The sequence below is a fragment of the Pseudomonas sp. S150 genome (assembly GCF_004526365.1).
In the GTDB taxonomy this organism is placed as follows: Bacteria; Pseudomonadota; Gammaproteobacteria; order Pseudomonadales; family Pseudomonadaceae; genus Aquipseudomonas; species Aquipseudomonas putida_A.
In genome coordinates this window covers 5,092,826-5,112,547 of record NZ_CP038207.1, presented here as the reverse complement: position 1 = coordinate 5,112,547, position 19,722 = coordinate 5,092,826, and the positions used below count along the sequence as shown (strand labels likewise).

Annotated in this window: 16 protein-coding genes, 6 tRNA genes and 1 pseudogene; 14 read left to right on the top strand and 9 right to left on the bottom strand. The window is 59.5% G+C overall.

Going from position 1 to position 19,722, the window contains the following annotated elements:
* The first annotated feature begins 14 nt into the window (after positions 1-14).
* The 3 genes and pseudogenes from E3Z29_RS23670 (at position 15) to E3Z29_RS29990 (ending at position 3,443) form a co-directional block, all read left to right on the top strand.
* The gene (locus tag E3Z29_RS23670; RefSeq protein WP_027612324.1) at positions 15-1,367 is read left to right on the top strand and encodes a PLP-dependent aminotransferase family protein; all 1,353 of its coding nucleotides are present in this window, start codon (positions 15-17) and stop codon (positions 1,365-1,367) included.
* Between the two features lie 108 nt (positions 1,368-1,475).
* Positions 1,476-2,534 (top strand): annotated as a pseudogene (locus E3Z29_RS29995) (HAMP domain-containing protein); the annotation flags it as partial.
* A gap of 27 nt (positions 2,535-2,561) precedes the next feature.
* Positions 2,562-3,443 (top strand): methyl-accepting chemotaxis protein, encoded by an 882-nt coding sequence (locus E3Z29_RS29990; protein ID WP_371917821.1) that lies wholly within the window; start codon positions 2,562-2,564, stop codon positions 3,441-3,443.
* 80 nt (positions 3,444-3,523) lie between these two features.
* On the opposite strand, the gene E3Z29_RS23660 is transcribed toward E3Z29_RS29990, so the two are convergent.
* Positions 3,524-4,783 carry an IS256 family transposase gene (locus E3Z29_RS23660; protein WP_134785609.1) on the bottom strand — a complete coding sequence of 420 codons (1,260 nt, stop codon included), beginning with the start codon at positions 4,781-4,783 and terminating at the stop codon, positions 3,524-3,526.
* A gap of 704 nt (positions 4,784-5,487) precedes the next feature.
* Positions 5,488-6,246 (bottom strand): hypothetical protein, encoded by a 759-nt coding sequence (locus tag E3Z29_RS23655; protein WP_171061878.1) that lies wholly within the window; start codon positions 6,244-6,246, stop codon positions 5,488-5,490.
* Positions 6,247-6,630: 384 nt separating this feature from the next.
* Here E3Z29_RS23655 and E3Z29_RS23650 point away from each other — a divergent pair.
* The 6 genes from E3Z29_RS23650 (at position 6,631) to E3Z29_RS23625 (ending at position 7,252) form a co-directional block, all read left to right on the top strand.
* A tRNA-Glu gene (locus E3Z29_RS23650) sits at positions 6,631-6,706 on the top strand.
* A gap of 2 nt (positions 6,707-6,708) precedes the next feature.
* Positions 6,709-6,784 (top strand) — tRNA-Gly (locus tag E3Z29_RS23645).
* Positions 6,785-6,888: 104 nt separating this feature from the next.
* A tRNA-Glu gene (locus E3Z29_RS23640) sits at positions 6,889-6,964 on the top strand.
* 3 nt (positions 6,965-6,967) lie between these two features.
* A tRNA-Gly gene (locus E3Z29_RS23635) sits at positions 6,968-7,043 on the top strand.
* A gap of 55 nt (positions 7,044-7,098) precedes the next feature.
* A tRNA-Glu gene (locus tag E3Z29_RS23630) sits at positions 7,099-7,174 on the top strand.
* Positions 7,175-7,176: 2 nt separating this feature from the next.
* Positions 7,177-7,252: transfer RNA gene (locus E3Z29_RS23625), tRNA-Gly, on the top strand.
* A gap of 130 nt (positions 7,253-7,382) precedes the next feature.
* Here the strand turns inward: E3Z29_RS23625 and E3Z29_RS23620 are convergent.
* From E3Z29_RS23620 to E3Z29_RS23605, 4 genes are all read right to left on the bottom strand, one after another.
* Positions 7,383-9,122 carry a dipeptidase gene (locus tag E3Z29_RS23620; RefSeq protein ID WP_098965053.1) on the bottom strand — a complete coding sequence of 580 codons (1,740 nt, stop codon included), beginning with the start codon at positions 9,120-9,122 and terminating at the stop codon, positions 7,383-7,385.
* A 199-nt stretch (positions 9,123-9,321) separates the two neighbouring features.
* On the bottom strand, positions 9,322-9,960 hold the full coding sequence (locus E3Z29_RS23615; RefSeq protein ID WP_096797798.1) for a LysE family translocator: 639 nt from the start codon (positions 9,958-9,960) through the stop codon (positions 9,322-9,324).
* 1 nt (position 9,961) lies between these two features.
* Positions 9,962-10,732 (bottom strand): 2OG-Fe(II) oxygenase, encoded by a 771-nt coding sequence (locus E3Z29_RS23610; protein WP_047600411.1) that lies wholly within the window; start codon positions 10,730-10,732, stop codon positions 9,962-9,964.
* Between the two features lie 90 nt (positions 10,733-10,822).
* Positions 10,823-11,449 (bottom strand): hypothetical protein, encoded by a 627-nt coding sequence (locus E3Z29_RS23605; RefSeq protein ID WP_098965050.1) that lies wholly within the window; start codon positions 11,447-11,449, stop codon positions 10,823-10,825.
* Positions 11,450-11,539: 90 nt separating this feature from the next.
* On the opposite strand from E3Z29_RS23605, the gene E3Z29_RS23600 reads away from it, so the two are divergent.
* Positions 11,540-12,538 carry a LysR family transcriptional regulator gene (locus tag E3Z29_RS23600; RefSeq protein ID WP_025112989.1) on the top strand — a complete coding sequence of 333 codons (999 nt, stop codon included), beginning with the start codon at positions 11,540-11,542 and terminating at the stop codon, positions 12,536-12,538.
* 64 nt (positions 12,539-12,602) lie between these two features.
* On the opposite strand, the gene E3Z29_RS23595 is transcribed toward E3Z29_RS23600, so the two are convergent.
* Together E3Z29_RS23595 and E3Z29_RS23590 are read right to left on the bottom strand one after the other, a co-directional pair.
* A complete protein-coding gene (locus tag E3Z29_RS23595) occupies positions 12,603-13,010 on the bottom strand; it encodes a PA2817 family protein (RefSeq protein WP_007967565.1) in 408 nt (135 codons plus the stop codon).
* Positions 13,011-13,099: 89 nt separating this feature from the next.
* Positions 13,100-15,547 carry an acyl-CoA dehydrogenase gene (locus E3Z29_RS23590; RefSeq protein WP_134787087.1) on the bottom strand — a complete coding sequence of 816 codons (2,448 nt, stop codon included), beginning with the start codon at positions 15,545-15,547 and terminating at the stop codon, positions 13,100-13,102.
* A gap of 248 nt (positions 15,548-15,795) precedes the next feature.
* Here E3Z29_RS23590 and E3Z29_RS23585 point away from each other — a divergent pair, with 248 nt between their 5' ends.
* The 4 genes from E3Z29_RS23585 (at position 15,796) to E3Z29_RS23570 (ending at position 18,964) form a co-directional block, all read left to right on the top strand.
* Positions 15,796-16,455 (top strand): transglutaminase family protein, encoded by a 660-nt coding sequence (locus E3Z29_RS23585; RefSeq protein ID WP_134787086.1) that lies wholly within the window; start codon positions 15,796-15,798, stop codon positions 16,453-16,455.
* Positions 16,456-16,498: 43 nt separating this feature from the next.
* On the top strand, positions 16,499-17,122 hold the full coding sequence (locus E3Z29_RS23580) for a glutathione S-transferase family protein (RefSeq protein ID WP_134787085.1): 624 nt from the start codon (positions 16,499-16,501) through the stop codon (positions 17,120-17,122).
* A 133-nt stretch (positions 17,123-17,255) separates the two neighbouring features.
* Complete coding sequence (locus E3Z29_RS23575) at positions 17,256-18,188, top strand: ABC transporter ATP-binding protein (RefSeq protein ID WP_027612335.1); 933 nt, start codon at positions 17,256-17,258, stop codon at positions 18,186-18,188.
* Positions 18,185-18,964, top strand: coding sequence for an ABC transporter permease (locus tag E3Z29_RS23570; RefSeq protein WP_098965044.1), 780 nt, complete (start codon positions 18,185-18,187; stop codon positions 18,962-18,964). The genes E3Z29_RS23575 and E3Z29_RS23570 overlap by 4 nt, the downstream gene beginning before the upstream one ends.
* A gap of 141 nt (positions 18,965-19,105) precedes the next feature.
* Here E3Z29_RS23570 and E3Z29_RS23565 read toward each other — a convergent pair whose 3' ends face one another.
* Positions 19,106-19,624, bottom strand: a complete 519-nt coding sequence (locus tag E3Z29_RS23565) for a DUF2062 domain-containing protein (protein WP_098965042.1) — start codon at positions 19,622-19,624, stop codon at positions 19,106-19,108.
* Positions 19,625-19,722: the final 98 nt, after the last annotated feature.

The following is a 19,722-nucleotide window of genomic DNA, read 5'->3' as shown; positions in this document are numbered from 1 at the left end:
GAGTTTGCGTGCTCATGGAATTGAGAATTGACCGACAGGCAATGGTGCCGGTCGTACAGCAGATTGTTGATGGCATGACTGAGTGGATCTCGCGAAGCGGTGTGGCGCCGAGCACGCGCTTGCCCTCCGTCAGGCAGATTGCGCGCTCCAATCTGCTGAGTCAGTCGTGTGTGGCCGAAGCCTGCGAACGGCTGGTGGCGCAAGGCGTTCTGGCCCCGCGTCAGGGCGCCGGGTTCATGGTGGCCGCGCAGGGCCGTGGGGTGATCGGGATTGACTGCGGGCAGGCACACAGCGGGTTGAAACTCGGCGAGGGAGGCTTGCCGCAGAGCTGGCGTGAATCCGACGACCTGAGTTATGCGATCCGTCAGGTGGCCCGTACCGACATGGCGAGTCTGTTCAATTACAGCAGCCCGCTGGGGCTGCCGGCGTTACGCGAGCAGATCGTCAAACGCCTCAGGCTGATCGGCGTCGAGGCTCTGGATGAACAGGTGCTGACGACCTCCGGTGCGAGCCAGGCGCTTGATCTGCTCGCGCGCACATTGTTGAAGGCCGGTGACTGCGTTGTCGTCGAAACCCCGGGCTATGCGCCGCTGTTCGAGCTGTTGCGCCTGTACGGCGTGCAGTTGCTGGAAGTGCGCCGCACGCCGAGCGGGCCGGATCCCCAGGCGCTGGAAGCACTGTTGCGGCAGTTCCGGCCGGTCGCGATGTTCATCAACAGTCACCACCACAATCCCACCGGCTCTTGCCTGACCCTTGGCGTTGCCCAACAGATCCTGCGGTTGTGCAACGCTCACGATGTGCGAGTGATCGAGGACGATGTCTACGCCGACCTGCACAATGGCAATGGCACACGCCTGGCGGCACTCGATGAGCGAGTGATCTATGTCGGCAGCTTTTCCAAGACACTGAGCAGCTCGCTGCGCGTCGGGTTTGTGTACGCCGAGCCAGCGCTGATAGCGCGGCTGGGGCGAATCAAGATGATCAGTAGCATGGGCGCTTCGAGTTTCAATGAGGCGGTGCTGACCAGTCTTCTGGCCAATGGCGCCTATCGCAAAATGGTCCAGCGCCAGCGTCAACGGTTGAATACCGATCGGGTCGCCGCGTTGCAGGCGCTGGAAGACGCCGACTGGGAGGTTTTCGGTAAGCCGTGTGGCGGCCTGTTCATCTGGGCCCGTGCCCCGCTGGGCGATACTGGCCGCTTGCACAGTCAGGCGCAGTGCAATGGTGTCAGCCTTTGCGACCCGGGGGCCTTCAGTCCGAGTGGCGAACCCAGTGAGTGGCAGCGGATCAACGTGGCCTATGCCTGTGATCCGAGGGCCCGGCAGTTTTTTCGCAGTACCGGTGTGAATCGACCTCAAGCGTTCTGAAAACGACGCGTGCGTAGCTTTTTGCCATTATTCCGACGCCAGAGACTTGTGCTGCTCCATGGCCGTTGCGAATCTTCGGCAACAGACTTTGGCAGGGGACTACGCGCAATGATTTCCGCCGTGCAAGGACGTTTTGCCAACCTCGGTATGGCGAAGAAACTGGGTATCGGGTTCGTGCTGGTGCTGCTGTTGACTGCGCTGGTGGCTGCCATTGGTGTCTGGTCCCTGCAGACCATCAGTCAGCGCTTCGATGGGCTGAAGCAGATGTCGTCGCTCAACAGTGCACTGCTCAAGGTGCGGCTGCTGGAGCAGGACTATGCGCTGCACAGCAACCCGAAAACCGTCGATGCCTTGCACGAAGGCGTAGACGGTTTGCTGGCTCAGGCCGCGCAACTCAAGGCGCAGTCCCCGGCCAACGTGGCGGTGATGAGCGATGTCGAACAGGCACTGGGCGCTTATCGCAAGGCTTTCGATGGGTTTGTCTCGCTGACCCAGGCCAAGGATCTGGCGCTGGAAATGGCCAGTTGGTCGGTGTCCAGCGTGGCCAATAACCTGGACGTACTGCAGGCCGGTCTGGCCGATGATGGCGCGTATACCTTGAAGGACACCGAAGGCAAGGACGGCGCACAGTTCATCGAACAGGCCAGCCAGGTCAGCCAGGTGTCGCGGCTGATGTTGCAGGCGATGAACGAGGCGCGGGTTCGTCTGGATCAGAGCCGCAAGGGCGATGCCGACAGTGCCGGCAAGGGCAATATCGAGCAGGCCGCCCAGGCGCAGGCTCAGGCCGAGCAGTTGAAGACCACGGTCAAGGATGAGGGCTACCTGACGGTACTCAATGAAGTGTCCGGGCACATCGCCGGTTTCAACGACAAGCTCGCCGAGTACACCGGCCTGCTGGCCCAGGAAAAAACCGTCTACGAACAGTTGCACCAGCGTGCGGCGCAGGTGATGGAGCGCGTGGATCAGGCGTATGGCGCCGAGGACGGCGCGATGCAGGCGGAATTGAAGAAGAACTCGGCGTTGATCATCGGTTCTTCGGCGCTGGCGTTGCTGGTCGGGCTGATTGCCGCGTGGGTCATTACCCGCTTGATCGTCGCGCCGTTGCGCAGTGTGATGCGGGTGGCACAGCAGATTGCGGCCGGGGATTTGAGTGCGAGGGTGGAGGTCACCCGGCGTGATGAGATCGGGCAACTGATGCTGGCGATGCAGCAGATGGGCACTGGGCTGAGCACGATCGTCAGCGGTTTGCAGGCGGGCATCGAGCAGTTGGCCAGTTCCGCGCAATCGCTGTCGGCGGTCACCGAGCAGACCAACCTTGAGGTCAACAGCCAGAAGGAAGAGACCGAGCAAGTGGCCACGGCCATGAACCAGATGACCGCCACCGTGCATGACGTGGCGCGCAATGCCGAGGAAGCCGCGCTGGCCGCACAAACGGCGGATGCCAAGGTCGAGAGCGGGCAGCAGGTGGTGCGCCAGAGCATGGTGCGGATCGAGCAACTGGCGGATTCGGCGACATCAGCCAGTTCGAGCATCGAAAGCCTCAGTGCGCAGATCCAGAACATCGGTACGGTGCTGGATGTGATCAAGAGCGTTGCCGAGCAGACCAATCTGCTGGCGCTCAACGCCGCGATCGAGGCGGCGCGGGCCGGGGAACAGGGCAGGGGCTTTGCGGTGGTGGCTGATGAGGTTCGCGCGTTGGCGCGGCGTACACAACAATCCACCGAGGAGATCGAGCGTCTGGTCAGTGCGTTGCGTTCGGCGGCGCATTCGTCGGTGCAGCAGATTCAGAGCAGTGGTGACTTGGTGAAGCTGGCGGTCAGTGATGCGCTGCAGACTGAAAGTGCGCTGGGCAGTATTGCGGCGGCGGTTTCGTTGATTCAGCAGATGAATCAGCAGATTGCGGCGGCGGCGGAGGAGCAGAGCTCGGTGGCTGAGGAGATCAATCGCAGTGTGACGAGTATTCGTGCGAGTGCGGATCAGTCTTCGATGGCGATGCGGGGGAATGCGGTTTCGAGTGTTGAGCTGGCGCGGTTGGGGGGGGAGCTCAAGGGGATGGTTGGGCATTTTCGGCTTTGACTTGGCGGCCTCTGGGCCGGAGAGTGTCAGATTTTTTGTGTGCGGGCCGGTAATGGCCTGCCGTCAGGCAGGCCTTCATTTCACCAGTTCGGCCTGATGAATCGGTCTCCATATAAAACCGCAAACTGATTCATGGCGCTTTTCCAGTCATGGGCGGCGCTGCCCCAGTTGGCGGTGATGTTTTTCAGCGCCAGCCAGATCAGTTTTGTCGCCGCCTCATCGGTTGGAAAGTGGCCTCTTGTCTTGATGATCTTGCGTAACTGCGAATTGATGCTTTCGATCGCGTTGGTGGTGTAGATCACTTTGCGTATCGCGGGTGGGAACACGAAAAATGGGATAACCCGCTCCCAGGCGCGTCTCCAAGCCGCCGCTATCGTCGGATACTGCTTGCCCCACGGCCCCGCTTCGAAGGCGTCCAGAGCCTGTTCGGCGACATCGGCATTGAGAGCTTGATAAATCGGCTTAAGGGCCTTGGCCAGTTCACGGCGCTTGTCCCACGCCGCGTAATCAAGGCTGTTGCGGATCAAATGGACGATGCATGTCTGCAGCGTTGTCTCTGGAAACACCGCACTCAAAGCCTCCGGCATACCTTTGAGCCCGTCAGTTACCGCGATCAGCACGTCTTCGACGCCCCGGGTTTTGAGGTCATTGAAGACCTTCATCCAGAACTTGGCACCTTCAGTGTTCTCGATCCAGATCCCCAAAATATCTCGGGTCCCATCCGGCAGCACGCCCAGAGCCAAGTAGATGGCCTTATTGCGAACCACGCCTTCGTCACGGATCTTGACCCGCAGAGCATCGAAGAAAATGACCGGATACATGGGCTCAAGCGGGCGTTGCTGCCAGGTACTGACTTCCTCCAGAACCGCATCGGTGACGGAGCTGATGAAGTCATGAGAGACATCTGTGCCGTACTGTTCCGAGAGGAAAGCACGAATCTCGCGAACGCTCATGCCACGGGCATACATGGCGATGATTTTGTCGTCGAAACCCGTGAAACGGCGCTCGTGCTTGGGGATCAGGATCGGGGCGAAACTGCCGTCGCGGTCTCTGGGAATATCCAGACGCAACGGGCCGTCTTCGGTCAGCACGGTCTTGCTGCTTCTGCCATTACGCTGATTACTCGAATCCTCAGGGCGCTCCGCGCCCTGAGGATAACCAAGGTGGTGCCCCATCTCGGCGCCAAGGGCTCGCTCGATCAGCGCTTTCTTAAACGCCATCGCGGCATCCTGAATAGCGTCGGCACTCATCGGGCCGCTGACGAACTGGTCGATCAGCTCTTGGGGAATGGAAGGAAGGTCACGCTGGGCCTCTCGGGCCGGTCTCTTTTTGGTCGGCATACATGCACCTCTGCGACATGTTATGCCCGAACACAAAATTTATGACACTCCCCTGGGCCGACCAGGTTCTTGGGGTTTTGGGTGAATATCCGTTGCTGCGGTAACGGCTTCTTATGGTTCCGCTCTTACAGCGGCTCACTTTTCCAGACGCCGAAAAGTAAGCAAAAGGCTTGGCCCCGGCGTTCGGCCCTCGCTTAGGCTCGGGTTCCTTCGCTCCGGGATTCATCCGGGCGCATCGCCTCCGGTTTGCTTCGCTGCACCTCCTCTCGATGTGTTTGGCTGCGCCAAACGGTCGCTGCGCTCCCACCCCCGGATAAACCCCTCCACTCAGCCTGCCGAAGGGGCCGGCACGGCAAGATCAAGAGCTTTCGGCGAGCTGACACTCGGCCATTTGAGTGGTGAAGAGCGAGGCGGTGCACTATCTCGCTCTTCTGTAGGAGTGAGCCTGCTCGCGATGGCGGCCTGACAGCCGACCAGTCTCCAACTGAGCGCCCCCATTCCAACTGTGGGAGCTGGCTTTCCAGCGATGGCGGCCTGACAGCCGACCAGTCTCCAACTGAATAAACTCATGCCCACTGTGGGAGCGGGCTTGCTCGCGAAGAGGCCTGACTGCCAACCAATCTCTAACTGAATGTTCTCAATGGCAGTCAGCCCATCACCCACAAAAAAGCCACCTCCCGGTGGCTTCTCTCAACTCTCGACCATCAGTCGTAAATCACTTTCTTCTTCCAGTCCGCATCGGCTTCGACTTCTTTGAGGCCTTCGGTCAACTGGTTCACTTCGCCTTCAACCGGGGCAATCTTGTCCATGACCTGGGCATTGGCGCGGGCCAGGAGTTTTTCCAGGTATTGCAGTTGTTCCGAGTACATCTGCGGGTCTTGCTGTTTGCGCAGGTATTGCACGCCGCGTTCGAAGGCGAGGCGGGCCTGGCCGGGTTGGTTTTGTTGCAGGGATTGTTGGCCGAGGTTGTTGAAGAATTCGATGTGCAGCAGGACCAGGATGTGGCGGACTTCCTTGATCCAGTGTTTGGCTTCGTTCGGTGGCAGGAAGCCGTCGTGGGCGGCGCGGGTGATCTGGCCGTGCAGGGCTTCGAGCAGGAAACGGACGTCCTTGGCTTTGGCTTCGGTCAGGATCGGTGCCGGCGGGTTGTTGACCGGGATCGATTCGCCTTGGGCCACCAGTGCGCTGAGTTCGGTGATCCGTGCCTTGGTCGTGGCGCTGGTTTTTTCCAGATTCAGCAGGCGCTGGCAGACGTTCAGCTCCAGACGGGTCAGCAGCAGCTTGAGTGCCGGGGTCATGAACTGGCCGGGGAAGGTTTCGGTCAGTTCGCCGCAGCGGCGCAGGCGGTCGTTGAGTTCGACTTTGGTGCGGGCCTTCTCCAGTTTGTTGTTTTCCACCACATGGTTCATGTAGCCAATGGCGATCAGAATTGCGATCCCGGCTATGACTAGCAGGGTGATCATGAGTGGTGTCACCGGTAAGACCTCTTTATAGGGTTCGCATGCGAGTGTAGTGGCTGGACATTCAGGCGCCCAGCGCCGCTCGACGAGTTGATTCAGCAGCTTCTGTCTATATCGGCTGCACACTGCTTATATGAATGCTGGCGCAAGGTGCGCAGATTGCCATCATTGTGTTGCGGACTATAACGCCTTGGCGAGTGGCGGAATATAGGCGTCAATCGTCGGGCGACGGAAAAGCCCGAATGCTCCCGTAAAGCAGGTCGAAGTCATTGATTTAAATAAATTTATATTCGGGGGTTGACGACCTCTCAAACCATCCATAGAATGCGCGCCACTTGCAGCGTAAAGCACACAGCGAAACGCGGCAGGGAGTGAATGTTGTAGCGTGTCCCCTTCGTCTAGTGGCCTAGGACACCGCCCTTTCACGGCGGTAACAGGGGTTCGAGTCCCCTAGGGGACGCCAATGCGGGAATAGCTCAGTTGGTAGAGCACGACCTTGCCAAGGTCGGGGTCGCGAGTTCGAGTCTCGTTTCCCGCTCCAATTTTAAACAGCACTGCTTTCGGGCGGGGCTGAGTGAAACCAGAACCAAGTCTTCGGATGCGGGTCTGGACACCGAAACACACACCATGTGTTCCGGGTAGCGTGTCCCCTTCGTCTAGTGGCCTAGGACACCGCCCTTTCACGGCGGTAACAGGGGTTCGAGTCCCCTAGGGGACGCCATTTGCGGGAATAGCTCAGTTGGTAGAGCACGACCTTGCCAAGGTCGGGGTCGCGAGTTCGAGTCTCGTTTCCCGCTCCAAATTCTAAAAGCGCCGCTCAGTGAGCGGCGTTTTTATTAGTGAAAGTTGTAGCCTGTCCCCTTCGTCTAGTGGCCTAGGACACCGCCCTTTCACGGCGGTAACAGGGGTTCGAGTCCCCTAGGGGACGCCATTGCGGGAATAGCTCAGTTGGTAGAGCACGACCTTGCCAAGGTCGGGGTCGCGAGTTCGAGTCTCGTTTCCCGCTCCAATTTCACAAAAACGCCGATCAGTGATGATCGGCGTTTTTGTTTGTGCAGCATTCAGCACGCAACAAAAAAGGACCTTCGGGTCCTTTTTTGTTTTCACTCCGGCCCGCTGAATCACGGGCCAGTGCCTTATCAGAGCTTCGGTAGCTGGCCGACACGGCCCATCATCTCAGTGACGATCTGCAGATCCAGCAGGAACTGGTCAACCGTCTTGAACTCGCCATCGGTATGCCCGGTGTATTTGACTTCAGGCCGGGCCAGGCCGAATTGCACGCCGTTCGGCAATTCATGCACCGAGGTCGCGCCGGCAGACGTGCCGAACTCGTGCTTCATGCCGAGGTTTTCAGTGGCAACCGCCAGCAGTGCCTTGACCCATTCGCCTTCCGGATTGCGGTACATCGGTTCGGCGATCGAGTAAGTGAAGTCCACGGCAACGTGGGATTTCTTGCTCCAGGCCGCCAGTTTGTCAGCGATTTGCTTCTTCAGCACTTCTGGCGATTTACCCTTCGGCACGCGCAGGTTGACTGCCAGTTTGAAGGCTTTGTCGTCCACGCCGACGTAGGTCAGCGAGGTGGTCAGCGGACCCATGAACGAATCGGAGAAGCCCACGCCGAGTTTTTTACCCAGATAATCCAAGCCCCAGTTGGTGGACGCATAGCGTGCAGCGTCGGTGATCTGGTTGTGCTTGAGCGCCACCTTGCCGTCGAGGCTGTTGATGAAGTCGAGCATCCGTGCGACCGGGTTGACGCCAGACTCGGGCTCGGAGGAGTGCGCGGACACACCGGTGACGCTCAGCTTGACGTCTTTGCCGTCAACCTTGGCCGCGACTTCGAAGTCACCACCGTGTTTTTTCGCGTATTCGCTGCCGGCTTTCTGCAGACTCGCAGCCAGTTGCTCAGGCTTGTCGGTGACGAGTGTCGCCACCGAAACCGATGGAATCTGGTTGGTTGCCAGGCCGCCGGTCATCGAGATGATTTCTGCGCCGCTGCCTTCAGCCTTGCGCAGCGGGAAATTGGCCATGACCGTGCCGTAGCCTTTCTCGGCAATGACCACCGGGTAGCCACCGTCCAGCGCCATGTTGTAGTTCGGCGTCGGGTTGTGTTCGAAGTAATACGGGATCGCGTCGCCGGTGGTTTCTTCGGTGGTGTCCACCAGCAGTTTGAAGTTGCGTGCCAGCGGCAGCTTTTCTTCCTTGATCACTTTCATCGCGTACATCGCGACGACGATGCCGTTCTTGTCGTCCTCGGTGCCGCGACCGTACATGCGGTCGCCGATCAGCGTGACTTTGAACGGGTCGAGTTTGGTGCCGTCCTTCAGCACCCAGTTTTCCGGGGTGACCGGCACCACGTCGGCATGCGCGTGAATGCCCACGACTTCGTCGCCGCTGCCGTCGAGGGAGATTTCATAGACGCGGTTGTCGACGTTGCGGAACTTCAGGTTGAACGATTCGGCGAGGTTCTTGATCTTTTCGGCGATCTTGATGAACTCCGGATTGTCGTGCTGGGCCACGCCTTCTTTCTGGAAGGTCGGGATTTCCACCAGTTCGCGCAGGGTTTCCAGGGCGGCTTTGCCGTACTTGGCGCGGGTGTAAATGCCCAGCAGGCGGTAGATCTCGTTCTGCTGTTCCGCGCTCGGGGTCTTGTTGTCGAGAAAGGCGTTGATCGCCGGGCCGAGGTTGTCGGTTTTACCCAGGTCGCTCTTGCCTACGGCACCCAGAAACTGGCGGAAGTCGGTGAGGCTCGCCTCATCGAAACTCTTGAGAATGGCTGCGCTCTGTTGCGGAGTGATGTTGGCCTGCGCGGGCAGGGTGAACGCAGAAAAGCTGGCCAGGATCAGGCTGGCAGCGGCCAGGCGCTTGAGAGAAAAATTCATTGCGGTGGGCATTCCTTTGCAGGCAGTTGAGTGGAAGTGTTTGAAAGTTGAAACAAATCTTTTCCAAACTAACACCGCGAAGGTGTTGAAGGGGAGCCCCTGAAGTGGGATCCGTCGCACAGAAATGCAAAAGCGGCGCACAAACGAAAAAGGCCCGAGCAGTGTGCAACTGACCGGGCCTTGTCTTTGGGTGTCGTTTTTACATCGACAGCACCAGCCTGCCGGCGAACAGAATCAGGATCACGCCCATGCTGCGCTCGAACCAATGGCCCATGCGCATGAACAGGGTGCGTACCCGGCTGCTGGAGAAAAACAGCGCGACGATCACGAACCACAGCGCATTGACGAAGCACATCCACACCCCGTACAGCGCCTGAATATTCAGCGGGGTGCTGGCGCTGATGATCGTGGTGAAGATCGCCAGGAAGAACAGCGTGGCCTTGGGGTTGGTGGCATTGGTCAGAAAACCGGTGCTGAACGCCTTGAACAGCGACTGCTCGACCAGCGGTTCGTCAGCGCTTTTTTCGCCTTCGAGCGTGGTCTTCGGTTTACTGCGGATCAGGCTGATGCCGAGGTAAAAGATGTATGCGCCACCGATCACCTTGGCCACCGTCAGCAACCACGGCGTGGTGTGCATCAGGGCGCCAACGCCGAGCAAGGTGTAGAGAACGTGCACCGAAATGCCGGCGCCGATGCCCAGTGCGGTGCAGATGCCCACCAGTCGGCCGAAGCGCACGCTTTGGCGAATGGTCACGGCAAAGTCCGGGCCGGGAGCGACCACGGCCAGAAAGTGAATGGTGGCCAGCGCCAGAAACTCGCCCAGGTAGTTCGATAACATCTCAGCTCCAGAAGGTCAGGGGTGAAGCATTGCCGCGATAGCCGACAAAGAACGAAAGGCTCAGACGCGGATCCGCCACGCCCGGGGTCACCGAGTGCATGCAGCGCGAATTGAACATGATGAAATCGCCCGGCTCCGGCCGCACTTCCAGGGTCGGTGGGCCGAGCAGCGCCGGGTCGATGCCGTAACTGTCGCCGCGCATCTGGTCGAACTGATCCGGGGTGATGTCGTCGTCCCACATTTGCAACGCGCCGCCCTCGGTCGGCATGTTCAGGTAGACGTTGCAGGCGAACTGCGCCTCCAGGCTGCGGGCCTGAAAGCTGTCCGGGGCGTCCTTGGCGAAAATGTCGTGGTGGGCGAGGAAGCACACGCCGGGTTTGACCACCCTCGACAGGCCGACATACATCTTGCGGCCATAGAGGTTTTCCAGATGCGCGCCGGCCGGCCACGACTCGTCGAGCATGCAGCGCAGGGTGTCGACCGGCGAGGAATAGGGCGCACAGCGCTCGCGCAGTTCGGCGATGTTGCGGGTGGCGCGCTCGAAGTAGTCCTCGATCAGCAGCGGCTGGTTTTCCGCCTCGTAAAACGCCATGCCGATGCGGCCGATGCTCGGCGCGTTGATGTAACCCTCGAAGCCCGGAGCAAGAATCTTGTCGCCAATCTCGATCGCCAGCGGCTCGGGCAAGAAGCCTTTGACGCGGATGGCGAGGACTTCTTCGTTGGCCAGTTTTTTTATGCACGTCTCATCGAGACGCTCGACGTCTAGCATCATTGTTTTTAGGTCCATCTATCGATAGTCAACGGAACCGGCGAGTGCGGTTCCCCCGGCGTCGGACGCTGCGCGGAGCAGCGCCCGAGAAGCTTAATCCACGCTGTAGTGGACGGATAACGTGCCTTTCTTCTGCGAAAGCGAGGCGATCGTGACTGTGCCCAAATCCTTCAGGCTGCGTACATGGGTGCCACCGCAGCCATAGGCCGGCAGCTCGCCAAAACCGATTTCCCGCGCGCCTTCGCGCAGTGAGGTCAGGCGCGGCAGATCGTGTTCGATCCACTGACGGATACCGTATTGAACGGTAGGTGCGTCGACTTCCTGCGCGGCATCACCCGGTTTGAACTGCACCCGGCCTTCGTCTGGCCAGTGGTGTGCCTTGATCGGCGTCCAGCCCATGGCCTGCACGAAATGCCCGATCAGGTGCCCGGCCGAATGCATGCGGGTGTTGTAGCGGCGACGTTGTTCATCCACATGAATACAGGTCATGCCGGGTTTTACCGGACGATCGACGTAATGCACTATCCGGTCAGGTTCCTGCACCACGCGCAGCACCTGGCTTTCGCCGATCATGCCGGTGTCACAAGGCTGACCACCGCCTTGCGGATGAAACAACGTGGCGCGCAGCACCACGGCAAATTCGTTCTCGTGGGGCGTGCAGTCGAGGACTTCCACATTAGCCTTGAGGTCATCACTATGGAAAAAGAGGCGAAGCGTCATATTCCATGCCCTTATTAAAGTGTCTGTTTTTATTATATGAATCGTGCAATAACGTGATAATCCGTTCAAACATCAAAGGACTTGTGCGCTGTGAGCATCAATCTTCCGCTGCCACTGCTCGGTGAAATGGCGATCTTCGTCAAGGTCGTGGAGACCGGCAGTTTTTCCGAGGCGGCCCGCCAGTTGGGCTCGTCGCCGTCGGCGATCAGTCGCAGCATTTCCCGCCTGGAAAAGGCCCTGGCTACGCGTTTGCTGCAGCGCACCACGCGCAAACTGCGCTTGAGTGATGGTGGCGAGGAAGTGTTCAAGCGCTGTCAGGAGATGGTCAGCGCCGCCAAATCGGTGATGGAGATCAGTGGGCAGTTCACCCACGAGGCGGAAGGGCTGGTGCGGGTCAGTGTGCCGAAAGCGGTCGGGCGTTTCGTGATTCATCCGCACATGCCTGAGTTTCTGCGGCGTTATCCGAAAGTCGATGTCGAGTTGCTGCTGGAAGACCGCCAGGTTGATTTGATTGACGATCATGTCGACCTGGCGATTCGTATAACTGATCGACCGCCGGCCGGGCTGGTCGGACGGCAGTTGCTGACCATCGACCATTTGCTCTGCGCCACCCCGCAATACCTGGCCGAACATGGCACGCCGACTCACCCTCACGATCTGCTCAATCACAGTTGCATCTATCTGGGGGAAACCCCGAGCGATGCGCGCTGGAAATTCAAGAAGGGCAGCAAAGCGGTGACCGTCGGCGTACGTGGCCGCTATGCCGCCAACCATACCGGCGTGCGGCTCGGGGCAGTGTTGCAGCACATTGGTATTGGCAGCCTGCCGTACTTCACCGCGCGCTATGCGCTTGAGCAGAAGTTGATTGTGCAGGTGTTGCCGGAGTGGACGTTCCTTGCTTCTTACCACGGTGGTCTGTGGTTGCTGCATTCGCCCACGCGCTACCTGCCGCCGAAGCTGCGGGTATTCATCGATTATCTGGTGGAGTGCCTGGAGAAGGAGCCGACGTTGAGCAAGCCGGGCAAGGCGGGGGCGCCGAATAATCTGGCGATGGCCTACGAGCTGCCCGAAAGCGAAGGATTGTTGTAAACGCCGAACAATAAAAAGGCCCGCATGAATCACCATGCGGGCCTTTTCTTAACCGGGCAGAAAATCAGTGCTTGCTGTCCTGAGCAGACATCGCCAGCAACTGTTTTTCCTGATTCCAGTCGAACGGTTCATCGTTCTGTTCGGCTTCGTAGCGACGTTCTTCCAGTGCCTGATACAGATCGATTTCTTCATCGGACAGGTAGTGCAGGCAGTCACCAGCGAAGAACCACAGCAGATCCCGCGGGATCAGGTGGGCTATTTGCGGATAACGGGTAATCACTTGGGTCAGGATGTCCTGGCCCAGGTACTGGCTTTCGATCGGATCGATCGGCAGGGACGCCAGCAGTTCGTCAAAGCGCTCCAGGAACAAGGCATGGCTTTCTTCGGGAACCTGTTCGGCCTCACCTACGGCGACCAGGATACTGCGCAGATGGTCGAGCAAAACCAGATGATCGGCAACGACGTTGGACACGAGATAAGTCCTCAAGAGCAAAACGGGCGCGGGAGTATAAAGCTCTCGTGCCCGTTTTTCACAAATAAACAGCTACACGGTCGTCGGCATCAGCGGACTTTGCCTTCTGCCTGTTTCAGCTCTTCCTTGTCGAAATCATCGACGTCGATCACCTTGCGCCGTGCTGCTTCGGCATCGCGCAGGGTCTGTGCTTCCTGCGGTTGCAACACCCCGGCCTCCAGTGCAGCGTCGATGGCGTGTTCGCCAGCCACCGGTTTGACCTGACCGCTCTTGAGCGAGGTGTGCAGTTTTTTGTGCAGCGGTTGGGCGGCATTCAGCAGATCGCTGGCGTGTTGCAGGGCACCGACGGCATCGTCGACGGACTGCGGGCGATAGCAACCGGCGAGCAGTTCTTCGAGGGTCGGATCGCCTTTGGCACGACCGATCACCGCTGCCACTTCGGCGCCGAGCTTGTCCGACGGGCCTTTATGGCGACGGCCGAACGGGAACACGATCACCCGCAGCAGGCAGCCAAACACTTTGTTCGGGAAGTTGCTCAGCAGCTCATCCAGTGCCCGTTCCGACTGGCCGAGGCTTTCTTCCATGGCCCAACGGAACAGCGGCTCCATATGCGCCGGCGAATCCAGGTCGTGATAACGCTTGAGCGCAGCGGAGGCCAGATACAGGTTGCTCAACACATCGCCAAGACGTGCGGACAGGCGTTCCCGGCGCTTCAGTTCGCCACCCAGCAACATCATGCTGAAGTCCGCCAGCATGGCGAAAGCCGCTGCCTGACGGTTGAGTGCACGGAAGTAGCCCTGACTGATCCTGTCCCCGGGTGCATGTTCGAAGTGGCCGAAGCCCAGGTTCAGCACCAGGGTGCTGGCGGCGTTGCCGACGGCAAAACCGATGTGCTTGAGCAGCAGGCCATCGAATTCTTTCAGTGCCTGTTCTTTGTCTTCGCGGCCAGCGAGGGCCATTTCCTTGAGCACGAACGGATGGCAGCGAATGGCGCCCTGACCGAAAATCATCAGGTTGCGCGAGAGGATGTTCGCGCCTTCCACGGTGATGAAGATCGGTGCGCCGTTCCAGCTGCGTCCGAGGTAGTTGTTCGGACCCATGATGATTGCCTTGCCGCCGTGCACGTCCATGGCGTGGGTGATGCACTCGCGGCCGCGTTCGGTCAGGTGATACTTGAGGATCGCCGACAGTACCGACGGTTTCTCGCCCAGATCCACCGCGTTGGCGGTGAGCATGCGCGCGGCGTCCATCATCCAGGCGTTGCCGCCGATGCGTGCCATGGCTTCCTGAATGCCTTCGAAGGCCGACAACGGGACGTTGAACTGCTCACGAATCTGCGCGTATTGACCGGTCACCAGGCTGGTGAATTTGGCCGCGCCAGTGCCGACTGCCGGCAGCGAGATCGAACGCCCGACCGACAGGCAGTTCATCAGCATCATCCAGCCCTTGCCGAGCATTTCCTGGCCACCGATGAGGTAGTCCAGCGGGATGAACACGTCTTTGCCCGAGTTCGGGCCGTTCATGAACGCTGCACCCAGTGGCAGGTGACGACGGCCGATTTCCACACCCGGTGTATCGGTAGGAATCAGCGCCAGACTGATGCCGAGATCTTCCTTGTCGCCCAGCAGATGCTCCGGGTCATAGGCCTTGAAGGCCAGACCGAGCAGGGTCGCCACCGGACCGAGGGTGATGTAGCGTTTTTCCCAGTTCAGGCGCAGGCCGATGACTTCCTGGCCCTCCCATTCACCTTTGCAGATGATCCCGGTGTCCGGCATGGCGCCGGCATCGGAGCCGGCCAGCGGGCCGGTGAGGGCGAAGCACGGAATGTCATCGCCACGGGCCAGCCGCGGCAGATAGTGATTGCGTTGTTCGTCGGTGCCGTAATGCAGCAGCAGTTCGGCCGGGCCGAGGGAGTTGGGCACCATCACCGTGGAGGCGAGGTCGCCGCTGCGGGTCGCGAGTTTCATCGCCACTTGCGAGTGGGCGTAGGCGGAAAAGCCCTTGCCGCCGAACTCCTTGGGAATGATCAGGGCGAAGAAACCGTGCTCCTTGATGTGGCTCCAGGCTTCGGGTGGCAGATCCATCGACTGGCCGATCTGCCAGTCAGTGACCATTGCGCAGAGTTCTTCGGTCGGACCGTCGATGAAGGCTTGTTCCTCTTCGCTCAGTTGCGCTTTTGGATAGGACAGCAGTTTGTCCCAGTCCGGACGCCCGCTGAACAGTTCACCGTCCCACCACACGGTACCGGCATCGATCGCGTCGCGTTCGGTCTGCGACATCGGCGGCAGGGTTTTCTGGAACCAGTTGAACAGCGGCGCGGTGAAGTGTTTGCGGCGCAGGTCAGGCAGCATCAACGGCGCGGCCACCACAGCAAGCACGATCCAGAACAGCAGCAGCAACCAGCCCGGGGCATGGCTGAAAATGCCCATCGCCAGCAGGTAAATGGCGACGATACCCAACGCGGGCAAGGGGGCGATGCGGCGGTGGGCGAGATACGCCACACCGACGATCAGAACCAGTATCCACAACAACAGCATATGTAATCCTCCGTGAACCAAGGCAAACCGACCCTCCAGAGCTTAGACGGCATCTGTAAAACGGGGTGGTCAGAACATGGTGATTGAACTCGTGGGAAACCCCGGATGGTTTTCGTAGGTTCGGTGGGCAACATCCGTGGGAAATCGTTCGCCGTTCCCGCGTCTTTGCGTGCATGTTTGGCCGAAACGTCGTTATCTCTGTGCTTGAGCTGTCGCTAGACTCGGGGCTCACCCAGGAGAACATCGTCATGCGCGAGTATCTGAGCCCCGGCCGCTTCATCGATAGTGACCACCCGGCGGTGGTGGAGTTCGCCGAACAACACCGCGGTGCCAGCCGCGACCCGCTCGCGCAGGCGATCAGTCTCTATCACGCCGTGCGCGATGCGGTGCGCTACAACCCGTATACCTTCAGCCTCGACCCGCAAACCCTGTGCGGCAGCTATGCGCTGGCCACCGGGGAAAGCTATTGCGTGCCCAAGGCCACATTGCTGGCCGGGTGCGCACGGCATTGCGGCATTCCCGCACGCATCGGTCTGGCCGACGTAAAGAATCACCTGTCGACCCCGCGTCTGCTGGAACTGCTGCGCAGCGATGTGTTTGCCATGCACGGCTACACCGAGCTGTTCCTCAATGACCGTTGGGTCAAGGCCACGCCGGCCTTCAATCAGCAACTTTGCGAGCTGTTCAACGTCGCACCGTTGGAATTTGACGGCATCAGTGACAGCGTTTTCCACCCATACAACCGTGACGGCGCGCTGTTGATGGAGTATCTGGTCGATCATGGTCAGTTCGTCGATGTGCCGGAGCGGTTCTTCTTCGAGCACTTGAAAAAGTGCTACCCGCATCTGTTCGGCGAACATCAGGCGAAGGTCTTGGGTGATATGCAGAGTGATTTGAGTCGGGTCTGATCCGGCGTATGCTGCCTGCCCACGCATTGGAAAAGAGGCGGTCATGCTGAAGATCTGGGGACGTAAAAACTCATCGAATGTCAGGAAGCCACTGTGGGCCGCCGAGGAGCTGGGCCTGGCCTACGAGGCGATTGACGCCGGTGGCGCGTTCGGTGTGGTCGACACGCCTGAATACCGCGCGATGAACCCGAACGGCCGGGTACCGGTGATCGAGGATGACGGCTTCGTGCTATGGGAATCGAATGCCATCGTGCGATACCTGCTGGCCAAGCATGCACCGAACAGCGCCTGGTATCCGGCAGACCTGCAAGCCCGGGCCGTCGCTGACAAGTGGATGGACTGGACCACCTCGAGTTTTGCCGGGCCGTTCCGCACCGTGTTCTGGGGCGTGTTGCGTACGCCAGCGGACCAGCAGGACTGGCCGGCGATCAACGCCGCAATCAAGGAATGCACCGCGCTGCTGGCCATGGCCGATCAGGCCCTCGCCAGCCAGCCATATCTGTCCGGCAGCGAAATCGGCATGGGCGATATTCCGCTGGGCAGTTTCATTTATGCCTGGTTCGAGATGCCCATCGAACGTGCCGCGCAGCCGCATCTGCAGGCTTGGTACGCACGGCTGAAGCAGCGTCCGGCCTATCAGAAAGCAGTCATGACCGCGTTGACTTGATAATAACTATCGACACTCTTGACTGTACTTGTGTGGCGGCGGCAAGCACCATTGCGCTCATGCGCCGTGGTTGTTTTGTTCGCCGCCCGGCCCAATCTTTCCTTTTCTTCCCTTCTTGGTGCGTAAATCCGATATGAGTTCCGCTCTGTCCATCCGGCAGCTAACCAAAACCTACGGCAACGGGTTCCAGGCCTTGAGTGGTATCGATCTGGACGTCGCCGAAGGTGACTTTTTCGCCTTGCTCGGCCCCAACGGCGCCGGCAAATCCACGACCATCGGCATTCTCTCGACCCTGGTCAACAAGACCAGCGGCACGGTGAATATCTTCGGTCATGACCTGGACAAGAACCCCGCCGCGCTCAAGCGCTCGATCGGTGTGGTGCCCCAGGAATTCAACTTCAACCAGTTCGAAAAGACTTTCGACATCGTCGTGACCCAGGCCGGTTACTACGGCATCCCGGCGAAGATCGCCAAGGAACGCGCCGAGCAGTACCTGACCCAGCTCGGCCTGTGGGACAAGCGCGATGTGCCGTCGCGTTCGCTGTCCGGCGGCATGAAACGCCGACTGATGATTGCCCGCGCCCTGGTGCATGAGCCGCGCCTGCTGATCCTCGATGAGCCGACCGCAGGCGTCGACATCGAACTGCGTCGCTCGATGTGGACGTTCCTCACCGAGCTGAACCAGAAAGGCATCACCATCATCCTCACCACGCACTATCTGGAAGAGGCTGAGCAGCTGTGCCGCAACATCGGCATCATCGACCACGGCACCATTGTCGAGAACACCAGCATGAAACAGCTGCTGGGCCAGCTGCACGTCGAAACCTTCCTGCTCGACCTGAAAAACGACTTGCACGCCGCGCCGCAACTGATCGGCTATCCCGCTCGGTTGCTCGACGGCCATACCCTGGAAGTCCAGGTCGACAAATCCATGGGCATCACCGCGCTGTTCACTCAATTGGCGCAGCAGAATATTGAAGTGCTGAGCCTGCGTAACAAAACCAATCGCCTCGAGGAGCTGTTCGTGTCTCTGGTAGAGAAGAATCTGTCGAAGGTGGCGGTATGAGTTCCGAGTTCCGCCCCAACCTCGTCGCCCTCCAGACCATCGTTTATCGCGAGGTCAAACGCTTCACGCGGATCTGGCCGCAGACCCTGCTGCCGCCGGCGATCACCATGGTTCTGTACTTCGTGATCTTCGGTAACCTGATCGGCAAGCAGATTGGCGGCATGGGTGGCTTCAGTTACATGGAGTACATCGTGCCGGGGCTGATCATGATGTCGGTGATCACCAACTCCTACGGCAACGTGGTCTCGAGTTTCTTCGGCAGCAAGTTTCAGCGTTCCATCGAGGAACTGATGGTTTCGCCAGTGTCGCCGCACACGATTCTGATCGGCTTTACCATTGGCGGCGTGTTGCGTGGCTTGATGGTCGGGGTGATCGTGACCATTCTGTCGCTGTTCTTCACCCATCTGCAGGTGCATCACCTCGGCGTGACCTTGCTGGTGGTGATCTTGACCGCGACGATCTTCTCGCTGCTGGGCTTCATCAACGCGGTGTTTGCGCGCAACTTCGATGACATTTCGATCATCCCGACGTTTGTGCTGACGCCGCTGACTTACCTCGGTGGCGTGTTTTACTCGATCACCTTGCTGCCGCCGTTCTGGCAGACCGTGTCGCTGGCCAACCCGGTGCTGCATATGGTCAATGCCTTCCGTTACGGCATTCTCGGGGTGTCGGATATCCGCATCGGCATCGCGATCACCTTCATGCTGGTGGCGACGGTGGTGTTGTACCTCGGTTGCGCGCGGCTGCTGGTGAGTGGGCGCGGGATGCGGACCTGATCCGAAAACGCGTCGCTGCCATCGCGAGCAGGCTCACTCCTACAGAAGGGCGCGTTCCAATGTAGGAGTGAGCCTGCTCGCGATGGGGCCTATTCAGACGCTACAAAAAAACGGCCTCCCACTGCGGAGGCCGTTTTGCATTCAAGATTTGCGGCTTTTCTTGCGCCGCGCCCATTGCCGCGCCACCCACCAACGCCAATACAGCATCACCGTGAAGTAAGCGAGGATGCCAAGTATCAATCCACACACTACCGACCCCAGCAAAAACGGTTGCCACATGGTCGACAACTCTCCGCTGATCCATTCCCAGGTCAACGAATCGGGTAGGGTGCGGGCGGGCACATTCATCAACCAGGCTCCGGCCTGATAAGTACAGAAAAACACCGCCGGCATGGTGATCGGGTTGGTCAGCCACACGAGGCTGACGGCAATCGGCATGTTGCCGCGCACGGTGATCGCCAGTGCCGCCGCCACCAGCATCTGCGCCGGAATCGGCAGGAACGCGGCGAACAGGCCGACGGCCATCGCCCGGGCCACCGAGTGCCGATTGAGGTGCCAGAGGTTCGGGTCATGCAGCAACTTGCCGAGAAAGCGTAAGGATTTGTGTTCCCTGATGCTCGTCGGGTCGGGCATGTAACGTTTGAATAAGCGCCGGGGCATAAGGCTTCTCGGTCGGTTAAGGCGGCAAGTATGTCTGGATTCTACGAAGCGCCCATTCAGACTTTGTGACAATTGTTGACGACGACCCGCCCTCATAC

Bases quoted from the DNA above. Each gene is read 5' to 3' on its own strand.
- E3Z29_RS23570 (WP_098965044.1), top strand. From the start codon at position 18,185: ATGAGTTCCGAGTTCCGCCCCAACCTCGTCGCCCTCCAGACCATCGTT.
- E3Z29_RS23575 (WP_027612335.1), top strand. From the start codon at position 17,256: ATGAGTTCCGCTCTGTCCATCCGGCAGCTAACCAAAACCTACGGCAAC.
- E3Z29_RS29990 (WP_371917821.1), top strand. From the start codon at position 2,562: ATGCTGGCGATGCAGCAGATGGGCACTGGGCTGAGCACGATCGTCAGC.
- E3Z29_RS23605 (WP_098965050.1), bottom strand. From the start codon at position 11,449: ATGACGCTTCGCCTCTTTTTCCATAGTGATGACCTCAAGGCTAATGTG.
- E3Z29_RS23585 (WP_134787086.1), top strand. From the start codon at position 15,796: ATGCGCGAGTATCTGAGCCCCGGCCGCTTCATCGATAGTGACCACCCG.
- E3Z29_RS23610 (WP_047600411.1), bottom strand. From the start codon at position 10,732: ATGATGCTAGACGTCGAGCGTCTCGATGAGACGTGCATAAAAAAACTG.
- E3Z29_RS23565 (WP_098965042.1), bottom strand. From the start codon at position 19,624: ATGCCCCGGCGCTTATTCAAACGTTACATGCCCGACCCGACGAGCATC.
- E3Z29_RS23620 (WP_098965053.1), bottom strand. From the start codon at position 9,122: ATGAATTTTTCTCTCAAGCGCCTGGCCGCTGCCAGCCTGATCCTGGCC.
- E3Z29_RS23660 (WP_134785609.1), bottom strand. From the start codon at position 4,783: ATGCCGACCAAAAAGAGACCGGCCCGAGAGGCCCAGCGTGACCTTCCT.
- E3Z29_RS23655 (WP_171061878.1), bottom strand. From the start codon at position 6,246: ATGATCACCCTGCTAGTCATAGCCGGGATCGCAATTCTGATCGCCATT.
- E3Z29_RS23615 (WP_096797798.1), bottom strand. From the start codon at position 9,960: ATGTTATCGAACTACCTGGGCGAGTTTCTGGCGCTGGCCACCATTCAC.
- E3Z29_RS23670 (WP_027612324.1), top strand. From the start codon at position 15: ATGGAATTGAGAATTGACCGACAGGCAATGGTGCCGGTCGTACAGCAG.
- E3Z29_RS23580 (WP_134787085.1), top strand. From the start codon at position 16,499: ATGCTGAAGATCTGGGGACGTAAAAACTCATCGAATGTCAGGAAGCCA.
- E3Z29_RS23590 (WP_134787087.1), bottom strand. From the start codon at position 15,547: ATGCTGTTGTTGTGGATACTGGTTCTGATCGTCGGTGTGGCGTATCTC.